Here is an 11,998-nt window from a genome sequence, read left to right on the forward strand (position 1 = left end):
CACGTCACCTCGGCCGACTCGGTGGACCAATACGGCCGGGCGTCGTGCTCGGGGGGGCTTACCGGCAGGCCGCACGCGGTGTTTTCGCAGCGGCTGACGTTGCGGAGCCAGTGGACAAGGACGGCAGGGGGGCGCGCTCCGTCCTGGCGGACGGGCGGTGGGGTTTTGCTGGTGGACATGGGTTTGCTCGGACCCGCGCGTTGGGCAAGAGCCGTGCCCGCCACCACGGCGCCGTGAATGGACGGCGAAACCGTGGCAGCAGGCACGACAGGTCCGAGCGACCCGCGCGGCATCATCGCCCGGACGGCGACAGGGGGGCGGCTCCTCGCGAGCCCGGGAGCTCTAAGCGAGGCAGCCGCAATACCTCCAAGGTGGTAGGCCAGTTGGCCAACCCGGAGGCTTAGAAGTCTGAACTTACGTGCAGGCAGCGATTCTTCGGAACCCCTTGATATCCCTAGGGAAACAAGGGTCAATGAGTCCGATAACATGCGTTATGTAAACTAAGCCTGCGGGGAACCAGGGGGCGATTTCGTCGGGTTCTTCCCCGCTGCCCCCGGGCTTTCCGGGCGCCGTTCCGGCCGTTCCATCCGCCAAGATGCGGGCCTCCGCCCATCCACCAACATCACCCCGAACGGTCCCATGAGACTCCTCGACAGCCTGCTCGCGGATGCACGCTTCGCGTTCCGCACGTTCCGTCGCGCGCCCGGCTTCGCCGCGGCAGCCATCCTCTGCCTCGCCCTGGGCATCGGCGCGAACGCCGTCATCTTCAGTGCCGTCCACGGCGTCCTCCTCCGCCCGCTGCCGTACGCCGAACCCGAGCGAATCGTCTCGCTCGTCGAGTTCCGTGCCCAAGGCAGCGGCGGCCCGGTGTCCTGGCTCACATTCTGGGACTGGCGCGATCAGGCCAAGGCCTTCGAGCACATCACCGCCTTCACCGTCGGCGGCTCCATCCTCCGCGCCGATGGCGACTCCGAGCGCATCGAGGCCACCCGTGGCACCTCCGGCTACTTCGCCGTCCACGGCGTGCCCCCGTTGCTCGGCCGCACCTTCGTCCCCGGCGACGACCAGCCCGGCCATGAGCCCGTCGCCGTCCTCAACGAGGCCCTGTGGCGTCGCCGGTTCGGCGCCAATCCCGCCGTCCTCGGCCACACGGTGCTCCTCGATGACATTCCCCACACCGTGATTGGCGTCGTCCCCGAGTCCTTCGACCCGAAGATGGACGTCTGGCTCCCGTTGGTCGCTCCCGCCGATGCCCGTGGCCGGTTCTCCACGCTGCTCTCGGTCCGCGCCCGTCTGGCCCCGGGCTTCACCGTCGAGTCCGCCCACCAGGAGCTCGCGGCCGTCACCGCCGCCATCGCCGCCGAGAGCCCGGACGCCCTCAAGGAGCGCACCTCCCGCGTCGAATCGCTCGCCGAGGCCCGGACCCGCCTCTGGAGCGGCCCCTTGAAGCTCCTGCTCGGCGCCGTGGCCCTGGTCCTCCTCATCGCCTGCGCCAACGTCGCGAACATCCTGCTCGCGCGAGCCGGCGCCCGGCATCAGGAGTTCGCCGTTCGCGTGGCCCTCGGGGCCAGCCGCGCCCGCGTCATCCAGCAGCTCCTCGTCGAGAGCCTCCTGCTCGCGCTCATGGGCGGCGCGCTCGGCGGATTGCTCGCGCGCTGGGGGCTGGACGGCCTGCTCGCCGTGGCCCCCGAGTCGATGCCTCACCGGGCGGCCATCGCCCTCGACGGGGCCTCATTCCTGTTCCTCGCCGCCATCTCCATCACCAGCGGCCTGGTCTTCGGTCTGCTTCCCGCGCTCCATCTGTCCCGGCTCGACCTCCGAGGCGCCGTGCCGTCCTCGGGCCGCCGGCTCCGCTCCACGCTGGTCGTCCTGGAGCTGGCCCTCTGTCTGGTCCTGCTCGTCGGCGCGGGCCTGCTGGGCCGAGGCTTCCTCCAGCTCCTGGGGACCTCGCCCGGGCTGGCCTCCGAGCAGCTCCTCACGCTGCACATCGCCATCCCCGACAGCCGGTTCTTCAACGATCAGGGCCTGGATACCCACGTCCCACAGACTCTCCTGGCGCCCATCCTCGAAGAGGTCCGAGCCCTCCCGGGCGTGAGCGCCGCGGCGATGACCTCGCTCCTGCCCATCCAGCGCGCCTGGAACAACGCCCGCTACGTCATCGAGGGCGAACCCCCGCCGGAGCCCGGCACCGAGCCCCGCGCCGAGCGACGCTCCACCAGCCCCGGGTTCTTCGCCACCGTCGGAATCCCGCTGCGCCAGGGCCGGGACTTCACCGCCTCCGACGCCGCCCCCGGCCAGCCCGCCACCGTCATCATCAACGAGACGCTCGCGCGCCGGCACTTCCCGGACGGCCAGGCCCTGGGGCGCCAGCTCCGCCTGGGTACCGGGCCGCACACCATCATCGGCGTGGTCGGCGACGTTCGGCAGGCCGGGCTCGACAAGACGCCGCTCGCGGAGCTCCACGTCCCATACGGACGCCCCTGGGGCGATGACAGCCTGGTCCTCGTCGCCCGGACGTCGGTGCCCCCCGAAACCCTCCTGCCTTCTGTCCGCGAGGCCGTGCGCCGAGTCGACTCGGGACTGCCCGTCTTCCGCGCCCTCACCATGGACCAGGTCATCACCGAATCGCTCGGCTTCCGTCGGCTCGTGCTCGGCCTGCTCGGAGGCTTCGCGGCGCTGGCCCTGGTGCTCTCCACCTACGGGCTCTACGGCGTCATCTCGCTGCTCGTCTCCCAGCGCACCCGTGAGCTGGGCATCCGCATGGCCCTGGGCGCCCGGCCGAGCGATGTCCTGAGGCTGGTCCTGGGCCAGGGCGCGAGGCTCGCGGGCGTAGGCATCGCCCTGGGACTCGTGGGCGCCCTGGCGCTGACCCGCATGCTCGAAAGCCAGCTCTACGGCGTCACGGCGACAGATCCGCTGACCTTCGTCGCCGTGGCCACCCTCTTCGCGCTCGTCGCCCTGCTGGCCTGCTGGCTCCCCGCGCGACGGGCCACCCGCGTGGCCCCGCTCGTCGCCATGCGGACCTGAGTCGCCCCGAGGCCGCCCTCGACGCACCGCGACGGGCGGCCCGGGGAGCGACCTCATCCCAGGAACGGGCGCGAACACCCTGGAAATCACAGCCCAAGCCCCCACGTATGGCCCCGGCGAGAGGAATCCCCCGGCCGCTCGGATGTTCAGGGTGGTTGGGAATTCTTCCCGGCTTTTTTCCCGGTTGACCCACGCAATGGGTTACCGCAGAACCGCGACACCCCCGGCCCTGGAAAGGACCTGTCCATGAAACGGTTGTTCCTGATTGCCACCCTCGTCGGCGCCGCTCCGGCCCTGGCCGACGAAGGCATGTGGACGTACAACAACTTCCCGTCCGCGAAGGTGAAGGAGAAGTACGGCTTCGAGCCCACGCAGCAGTGGCTCGACAAGGCCCGTCTGTCGTCCGCGCGGCTCGCGGGCGGCTGCTCGGCCAGCTTCGTGTCCCCCAACGGCCTGGTGATGACCAATCACCACTGTGCCCGCGGCTGTATCGAGCAGCTCTCCGGCGCGAAGAAGGACTACATCGCCAACGGCTTCTACGCGAAGACCGAAGCCGAGGAGACGCAGTGCCCGGCGATGGAGATCAACCAGCTCGAGCAGATCACCGACATCACCGAGACGCTGAACAAGGCGACCCAGGGCCTGTCCGGCAAGCAGTACGCCGACACCCTGAAGGCGAAGATGTCCGAGCTGGAGCAGGCGTGCTCCGCGGGCGACGCCAAGGTGCGCTGTGACGCCGTCACCCTGTACCAGGGCGGCAAGTACAACCTGTACAAGTACCGCCGCTTCCAGGACGTGCGCCTGGTCATGGCGCCCGAGCACGCCATCGCCTTCTTCGGCGGCGACCCGGACAACTTCGAGTTCCCCCGGTGGGACCTGGACGTGACGTTCCTGCGCGTCTACCAGGACGGCAAGCCGGCCAAGACGGACAACTACTTCAAGTGGTCCGAGAAGAGCGCCAAGGAGGGTGACATCACCTTCGTGTCCGGCCACCCCGGCCGCACCTCGCGCGGGCTGACCATCGCGGAGCTGGAGTACCAGCGCGACGTGGCCATGCCGAAGATGCTGTTCATGATGTCCGAGCTGCGCGGCATGGTGTCCGAGTTCCAGAAGCGTGGCCCCGAGCAGAAGCGCATCTCCAACAACCTGCTGTTCGGCGTGGAGAACGGCCTGAAGGCGACCAAGGGCCGTCTGGAGGCGCTGCAGGACAAGAAGTTCTTCGGCCAGAAGGTCGCCGCCGAGCAGGACCTGCGCAAGAAGGTCGAAGCCAACCCGGAGATGAAGAAGAAGTACGGCGCCGCGTGGGATGAGATCGCCAAGGCCCAGGCGCAGATGGTCAACATCCGCAAGGACCTGTCCTTCGTCGAGCAGGGCGCGGGCCTCTCCTCCAGCCTGTACAGCATCGCCAAGACGCTGGTGCGCGCCTCCGAGGAGCTCCCCAAGGAGAACGGTCAGCGCCTGCGCGAGTTCAACCAGGCCAACCTGCCCGCGCTCCAGGCTCAGCTGTTGAGCCCCGCTCCCATCTACCCGGAGCTGGAGATCCTCCGCCTGAGCTTCGGCCTGACGAAGATGCGCGAGGAGCTGGGCTCCAACCACCCGTTCGTCAAGAAGGTCCTGGGCAACGAGTCCCCCGACAAGCTGGCGGCCCGCCTGGTGAAGGGCTCCAAGCTGTGCGTCCTCAAGGACGTCAAGGGCTCCAAGGTGTGTGACGTGTCCGCCCGCAAGAGCCTGTTCGACGGCGGCAAGGCGGCCATCGCGGCCTCCAAGGACCCGATGATCCAGCTGGCGCTGGCGCTCGACGCGGATGGCCGCGCGGTCCGCAAGAACTACGAGGAGAACGTCGACGCCGTCATCAAGAAGAACGCGGAGCTGGTGGCCAAGGCGAAGTTCGAGGTCTACGGCACCAACCAGTACCCGGACGCGACGTTCACGCTGCGCCTGTCGTACGGCTCGGTGAAGGGCTACATGGAGGACGGCAAGAAGGTGGAGCCCATCACCCAGATGGCGGGCACCTTCGAGCACGCCACGGGCGAGGAGCCCTTCGCGCTGCCGCCGTCCTGGCTGAAGAACCAGAAGAACCTCGATGGCGCCACGGCGATGAACTTCGTCACCACCAACGACATCATCGGCGGCAACTCCGGCTCCCCCGTCATCAACAAGGACGCGGAGATCATCGGCCTGGTGTTCGACGGCAACATCCAGTCGCTGGGCGGTGAGTACGGCTTCGACGAGAGCGTCAACCGCACGGTGGCCGTGCACAGCGACGCCATCATCGAGTCGCTGAAGAAGATCTACGGCGCCACCCGCGTCCTCGAGGAGCTGCGTCCGGGCAGCACCCAGGTGCCCACCGTCCCCACCAAGCCGGCGGGGTGATGCACCCTCCAGCGGACCGGGTCTTCAGACGAAGACCCGGCCCCTGAAGCAAGAAGAGGCTGCCTGGGCATCCACGCCAGGCAGCCTCTTTCGTTTTCTTCAGCGGGTATCGGGGCCCGCCGGTCGCGCGCCCCGCCCTGCCCCGCTCACTCCCACTCGATGGTGGCGGGGGGCTTGGAGGACACGTCGTAGGCGACGCGGTTGATGCCGCGCACCTCGTTGGTGATGCGCGTGGAGATGCGCTCGATGACCGGGTACGGCAGCCGCGCCCAGTCCGCCGTCATGCCGTCCACGCTGGTGACGGCGCGCAGCACGCAGGTGGACTCGTAGGTGCGCTCGTCGCCCATGACGCCCACGCTCTGCACCGGCAGCAGCACCGCGAAGGCCTGCCACACCTCCTTGTAGAGCCCCGCGGCGCGAATCTCCTCCTGGACGATGGCGTCCGCGCGGCGCACCAGCTCCAGGCGGGCCTCCGTCACTTCGCCCAGCACGCGGATGGCCAGGCCCGGGCCGGGGAACGGCTGACGGGACACCATCTCCTCGGGCAGTCCCAGCTCGCGGCCCAGCGCGCGGACCTCGTCCTTGAACAGCTCGCGCAGCGGCTCCACCAGCTTGAGCTTCATCGTCTCCGGCAGGCCGCCCACGTTGTGGTGGCTCTTGATGGTGACGGACGGGCCCTTGTACGAGACGGACTCGATGACGTCCGGGTACAGCGTGCCCTGGGCCAGGAACTCCGCGTCCTGGATGTCGCGCGAGGCCTCCTCGAACACGGCGATGAACTCGCGGCCGATGATCTTCCGCTTCTTCTCCGGGTCCGTCACCCCGGCCAGCGCGTCCAGGAACCGGGCCCGCGCGTCCACCGTCTTCAGCGGGACGTGGAAGCGGTCCACGAAGAGCGCCTCCACCTGGGCCCGCTCGCCCTGCCTGAGCACCCCGTTGTCCACGAAGATGCACTGCAGCCGGGGGCCGATGGCGCGGTGCAGGAGCAGCGCCGCCACGGAGCTGTCCACGCCACCCGACAGGGCGCAGATGACCCGGCCGTGCTCACCCACCTGCTTGCGGATGGTGGCCACCGCCTCGTCGATGAAGCCCTTCATCGTCCACGAGCCGGACACCTTGCAGTCGTTGAAGAGGAAGGCGCGCAGCATGGCCTTGCCCTGCGGGGTGTGCACCACCTCGGGGTGGAACTGGAGGCCGTAGAAGGGCTTGCTCTGGTGGGCCGCCGCCGCGAAGGGCGAGTTGCCGCTGCGACCGATCGCCTCGAAGCCCGGGGGCAGCTCCTCCACCCGGTCTCCGTGGCTCATCCACACCTGGACGCGGTCTCCCGGACGGAACTCCGAGAAGGGGCCGCGGGGGGCCAGCACCTCCACCTCCGCGTTGCCGAACTCGCGGTGGGCGCCCCGGTCCACGCGGCCGCCCAGCAGCTTGGCCGTGAGCTGCAGGCCGTAGCAGATGCCGAGCACGGGCACGCCCGCCTCGAAGACGAACGGGTCGCACCGGGGGGAGCCGGGCGCCTCCACGGACGCCGGGCCTCCCGAGAGGATGATGCCCCGGGGGGCGAAGCGGCGGATGTCCTCGGCCGGCAGGTCCGGGCGATGGATTTCACAATAAACGCCCAGCTCACGGACCCGGCGGGCGATGAGCTGGGTGTACTGACTCCCGAAATCGAGGATCAGGATCTTCTCGGCGTGCAGGTCCACCGGAGTTTCTCCAAGGGGGCGTCGTTGACGGCTGGGGGCCCTTATCGCTACAAACTTCCGGAAAGCAACGCCCAAGTCCCCTCAAGTGTTCGAGGTCCGGATGCTCCGCCGCCTGTCCGCTTCCACTGCTGCGACCCTCTTGTTCCTCTCCGCCACTGGATGCGTGAAGGAAATCTCCTCTGACGAGCGGCTCGACCGCGAGACCCAGAACATGGCGGTGAAGGACACGCCAGGGGTCGCCGAGCTCCAGAAGCTCACCTGTGACGACACCAACGACGCGCTGGTCAAGGCCCGCAACGTCAACCGGCCCGAGACGGACCGGCTGGTGGACTACATCGAGCTGTACGGCTCGCTGCGCAAGCGCACCGCCACCTTCGAGGAGGCGATGAACCGCAACCCGGACCTGAGCTACCGCGAGGGCAGCCAGCAGTTCGTCAACGCCAAGGACAACTGCATCCAGCAGACGGCCGACATCCGCATCGAGTTCGAGACCTACGTGCGGGAGCTGGTCGAGGTGCCCACCGTGCAGGAGATCAAGGGCGGCAACGCCGTCACCATCGCCCGCCTGGACTTCGGCACCCTGCGCCAGGCCATCGAGGCGCTGGAGCCGGATGACAAGGACTCGCTGCTGGGTCGGGTGGCCAACGCGGAGAAGAAGATCTCCGCCGCGTCGCCCGCCGAGGAGCCCAGCGGCGGTGGCCGCAAGGGCCGCAAGTAGCCAGGCCGTCCGAGCCGGCCCCTGAGGGGCTGGCTCCCTTCGAGGGTCCGTGCCTCCTGGCGCGGGCCCTCTTTTCGTTTCCCCGCGGGGAGGCCTACTCCACGCGGTAGTTGGGCGCTTCCTCGGTGATGATGACGTCGTGCACGTGGCTCTCCTTGAGCCCGGCCGAGGTGATGCGCACGAAGGTGGCGTTCTTGCGCAGCTCCTCGATGGTGCCGCAGCCCACGTAGCCCATGCCGCTGCGGATGCCGCCCAGCATCTGGTGCACGTTCATGGCGAGCGTGCCCTTGTACGGCACGCGGCCCTCGATGCCCTCGGGGACCAGCTTCACCGCGTCCACGTCCGACTGGAAGTAGCGGTCCTTGGCGCCCTGCTTCATCGCGCCCAGGCTGCCCATGCCGCGGTAGCTCTTGTAGCTGCGGCCCTGGTACAGGATGACGTCGCCCGGGGCCTCCTCGGTGCCCGCGAAGAGCGAGCCGATCATCACCGTGCTCGCTCCGGCCGCCAGCGCCTTCACGATGTCGCCCGAGTACTTGATGCCGCCATCGGAGATGATGGGGATGTCGTGCTTGTCCGCCTCGCGGCAGCAGTCATCCACCGCCGTCACCTGCGGCACGCCCACGCCGGCCACCACGCGCGTGGTGCAGATGGAGCCGGGGCCGATGCCCACCTTCACCGCGTCCACGCCCGCCTGGATGAGCGCGCGCGTGGCCTCGGCCGTCGCGACGTTGCCGGCGATGAGCTCGAAGCCCTTGAAGTTCTTGCGCGTGTCGCGCACGCCATCCACCACGCCCTTGGAGTGCCCGTGCGCGGTGTCCACCACGATGACGTCCACGCCCGCCTTCACCAGCGCGTCGATGCGCGCCTCGCGGTCCGGGGACACGCCCACGGCGGCGGCGCAGAGCAGCCGGCCCTTGGCGTCCTTCGCCGCGTTGGGGTGCGTGCGGCGCTTCTCGATGTCCTTGATGGTGATGAGGCCGCGCAGCTCGAAGTCGTCGTTGACGACCAGCAGCTTCTCGATGCGGTGCTCGTGCAGGAGCTTCTGCGCGTCACCCTGGCTGATGCCCTCGCGGCCGGTGACGAGCTTGCGCGTCATCATGGCCTCGACCTTCTGGGTGAGGTTGGTCTCGAAGCGCACGTCGCGGCTGGTGACGATGCCCACCAGTCGCTTGCCCTTCACCACGGGGATGCCGGACACGCCGTGCTGGCGCATCAGCTCCAGGGCGCGGCCCAGCGGGGCCTCGGGGTCGATGGTGACGGGGTCCACCACCATGCCGCTCTCGAACTTCTTGACCTTGAGCACCTCGAGCGCCTGCTGCTCGGGCGTCATGTTCTTGTGGATGACCCCGATGCCGCCCTCCTGCGCCATCGCGATGGCGGTCCGGGCCTCCGTCACGGTGTCCATCGCCGCCGACAACAGAGGGATGTTCAGCCGGAGGTTGCGGGTGAGGCGGGTCGTCAGGTCCGTGTCCTTGGGGACAACCGAACTTTCGGCGGGCACCAGGAGGACATCATCGAAGGTGAGTGCGAGCCGGATCTCGGGGTTCAACATGGGCGGCGCTCCCGGGGCATGGGGCCCGCGAGGCACCAGCGCCCTGCGGGTGCGGTTCCATACGAGGTACGTTGCCGCCACGCAACCTGGAAGGGCGGACTTTTTGACGCCCGTTCACTCGCACTTCAAGCGATAATCCGACCGGACTTTCCACTCACGTCTCAGGAACCGGGCTTTGACGGAATCGAATCAGGCGGCGGTCGGGTTGGTCGTGAAGCTGCCATTCGCGACGCCAGAGGAGTTCCTGGCGAAGTACGGCGGCAACGTCACGCGCGGTGGCATCTATCTGCGCGCCCGCGCGGTGAAGCCGCCCGGCACGGCCGTCACCCTGGACCTGCGGTTGGCCAGCGGCGAGCGGTTGATCCACGCCCAGGCCGTGGTCCACTTCGTCACCGGACAGGGAGGCCAGGGCGTGGCCGGCATGGGCCTGCGCTTCCTGTCGTTGGACCCGCAAACGCGCCGCTTCCTCGACTCCGCGGTCGCCGCCCTGCCCCACGCCCAGTCGGACGTCCCCCCCGTCCCCTCGGGTGTCGGGGCCCCGGACTACACCGTCCCACCTCCCGCGGAGCAGGCCAACCCGCAGGTGGTGACCCAGCAGCAGGCCGCCAGCGCTCCGGTGGCCGCCGCGCCCGTGACGATGATGTCGGACGAGGCGCTGGACCTGAGCACGCAGGAGCCCAAGCGCGCGGGCGTGGTCATCGGCATCGACCTGGGGACGACGAACTCCTGCGCCGCGTATGTGCGCAACGGCAAGCCGGGCGTGCTCAACAGTCGTGAGGGGCACAACACGGTGCCCTCCATCATCGCCGTCAACACGCGCGGCAAGCTGGTGGTGGGCCACCCCGCGAAGGGGCAGATGCTCACCAACCCTCGACAGACGGTGTACGGCGCCAAGCGGCTGGTGGGCCGCGCGTACGACTCGGCCATCGTCGAGAACATCAAGGACAAGTTCCACTACGAGATCACCGCCGGCGCCAACGGCGACGCGGGCGTGAAGCTGTCCGACAAGGTCTACTCGCTGCAGCAGATCTCCGCGCTCATCCTGCGCGAGGTGCGCGAGGTGGCGCAGAACCAGTTGGGGCAGCCCGTCTCGCGCGCCGTCGTCACGGTGCCCGCGTACTACAACGACAACCAGCGCCACGCGGTGCGGGAAGCCGGCAAGCTCGCGGGCCTCTACGTCGAGCGCATCCTGAACGAGCCCACCGCGGCGGCGCTCGCGTACGGGTACGGGCGCAAGCTCAACCAGCGCGTGCTGGTCTACGACCTGGGCGGCGGCACCTTCGACGCGTCCGTGCTGGAGCTGGCCGACAACGTCTACGAGGTCATCTCCACCGGCGGCGACACGTTCCTGGGCGGCATCGACTTCGACAACGCCATCGTCACGTACCTGCTGGAGGAGTTCCAGAAGAAGACGGGCCGCACGTTCCAGGGAGACCGCGTGGCGCTCCAGCGCATCAACGACGCGGCGGAGCGGGCCAAGTGCGCGCTGTCCGAGCGTTCGGAGATGCGGGTGCATGTGGCCTTCGTCACGATGATCGACGACAAGCCCTACGACCTGGACGTCACGCTCACGCGGCAGAAGCTGGTGGAGCTGACGGAGGGGCTCGTCGACCGGACGGTGAAGGTCTGCGACGAGGTGCTCAAGGCGAAGAACCTGGGCCCCAAGGACATCGACGAGGTCATCCTCGTGGGAGGCCAGAGCCGCTTCCCGCTGGTGCACGAGAAGATCACCCGCTTCTTCGGCAAGGCTCCGAGCAAGGGCGTCCACCCGGACGAGGCCGTGGCGCTGGGCGCGGCGCTGCTGGCGCACAGCCTGGGACAGCTCGAGGGCGTGGTGCTCATCGACGTGCTGCCCATGGCCATCGGCGTGGGGCTGCCCGGCGGGCGCTTCAAGCCCGTGCTGGAGCGCAACACGTCGCTGCCCTCCACCAAGAGCTACACGCTGTCCACGCACCGTGACGGCCAGACGGAGCTGGAGCTCACCGTGTTCCAGGGCGACTCTGAACGAGCGTCCGACAATGAGTACCTGGGCACGCTCAAGCTCGCCGGCCTGCCCAAGCTGCCTCGCGGCGCGGTGCAGGTGACGGTGACCTTCGAGGTCAACAACGAGTCGCTCCTCAAGGTGACCGCGCGTGAGTCCTCGAGTGGGCGCGAGGTCACGAGCACGTTCTCCACGAAGGACACACCGGAGGCGGTGAAGGCCCGCCTCGCACAGCTCGACACGGAGAGTGCGGCGGCGAATGTACCGCCTCAACCCACCGCACCCTCCGCGCGCACCACGAGCACGTCCGGTGCGCGCGTCGTCAATCTGGTGCCGATGAAGCCCCCGGCATCCACGCCTGCGGTGAATCGCACGCCCGCGGCGCGTCCGACAGCCGCGCAGCAAACCGCCGCTCCAGCGGTACCTGCGCTCGTCAGCCCGCCGCGGCAGCGTGGCTTCATGAAGTGGCTGAAGGGCTTGTTCGGTCGCGCCTGAAGCGCGATTTCATGCTGAGAGTGGATCAGCCCGTGCTCCACTTTCACACCGCTAATGAAGCTGCATGTGGGTAGTCGTTGTGGGCCGCGATTGTCGGGCTCGCCTGTTATTAAGCCGCCGGCCGAAAACAGCCCCGACGAGCCCCACACCCC

At 68.8% G+C, this 11,998-nt stretch carries 6 protein-coding genes; 4 read left to right on the forward strand and 2 right to left on the reverse strand.

Features of this window, described 5'->3' with window-relative positions:
- The first annotated feature begins 639 nt into the window (after positions 1–639).
- Positions 640–3,027 carry an ABC transporter permease gene (locus tag OWM54_RS41945; protein WP_267700951.1) on the forward strand — a complete coding sequence of 796 codons (2,388 nt, stop codon included), beginning with the start codon at positions 640–642 and terminating at the stop codon, positions 3,025–3,027.
- Between the two features lie 246 nt (positions 3,028–3,273).
- The gene (locus OWM54_RS41950; RefSeq protein ID WP_223748986.1) at positions 3,274–5,400 is read left to right on the forward strand and encodes a S46 family peptidase; all 2,127 of its coding nucleotides are present in this window, start codon (positions 3,274–3,276) and stop codon (positions 5,398–5,400) included.
- A gap of 146 nt (positions 5,401–5,546) precedes the next feature.
- Here OWM54_RS41950 and guaA read toward each other — a convergent pair whose 3' ends face one another.
- Positions 5,547–7,100, reverse strand: coding sequence for a glutamine-hydrolyzing GMP synthase (gene guaA / locus OWM54_RS41955; protein ID WP_223748985.1), 1,554 nt, complete (start codon positions 7,098–7,100; stop codon positions 5,547–5,549).
- 85 nt (positions 7,101–7,185) lie between these two features.
- On the opposite strand from guaA, the gene OWM54_RS41960 reads away from it, so the two are divergent.
- Positions 7,186–7,818, forward strand: a complete 633-nt coding sequence (locus OWM54_RS41960; RefSeq protein WP_223748984.1) for a hypothetical protein — start codon at positions 7,186–7,188, stop codon at positions 7,816–7,818.
- 94 nt (positions 7,819–7,912) lie between these two features.
- Here OWM54_RS41960 and guaB read toward each other — a convergent pair whose 3' ends face one another.
- Positions 7,913–9,370: an IMP dehydrogenase gene (gene guaB, locus OWM54_RS41965; RefSeq protein WP_141324073.1), complete on the reverse strand. Its 1,458-nt coding sequence runs from the start codon at positions 9,368–9,370 to the stop codon at positions 7,913–7,915.
- Between the two features lie 175 nt (positions 9,371–9,545).
- On the opposite strand from guaB, the gene OWM54_RS41970 reads away from it, so the two are divergent.
- A complete protein-coding gene (locus OWM54_RS41970; protein ID WP_267700952.1) occupies positions 9,546–11,846 on the forward strand; it encodes a TIGR02266 family protein in 2,301 nt (766 codons plus the stop codon).
- Positions 11,847–11,998 lie beyond the last annotated feature (152 nt).

The sequence above is a fragment of the Myxococcus sp. MISCRS1 genome (genome assembly GCF_026626605.1).
Classification (GTDB): Bacteria; Myxococcota; Myxococcia; order Myxococcales; family Myxococcaceae; genus Myxococcus; species Myxococcus fulvus.

Excerpts from the sequence above, each read along its gene's own strand:
- OWM54_RS41945 (WP_267700951.1), top strand. The coding sequence starts at position 640 with ATGAGACTCCTCGACAGCCTGCTCGCGGATGCACGCTTCGCGTTCCGC.
- OWM54_RS41950 (WP_223748986.1), top strand. The coding sequence starts at position 3,274 with ATGAAACGGTTGTTCCTGATTGCCACCCTCGTCGGCGCCGCTCCGGCC.
- guaB (WP_141324073.1), bottom strand. The coding sequence starts at position 9,370 with ATGTTGAACCCCGAGATCCGGCTCGCACTCACCTTCGATGATGTCCTC.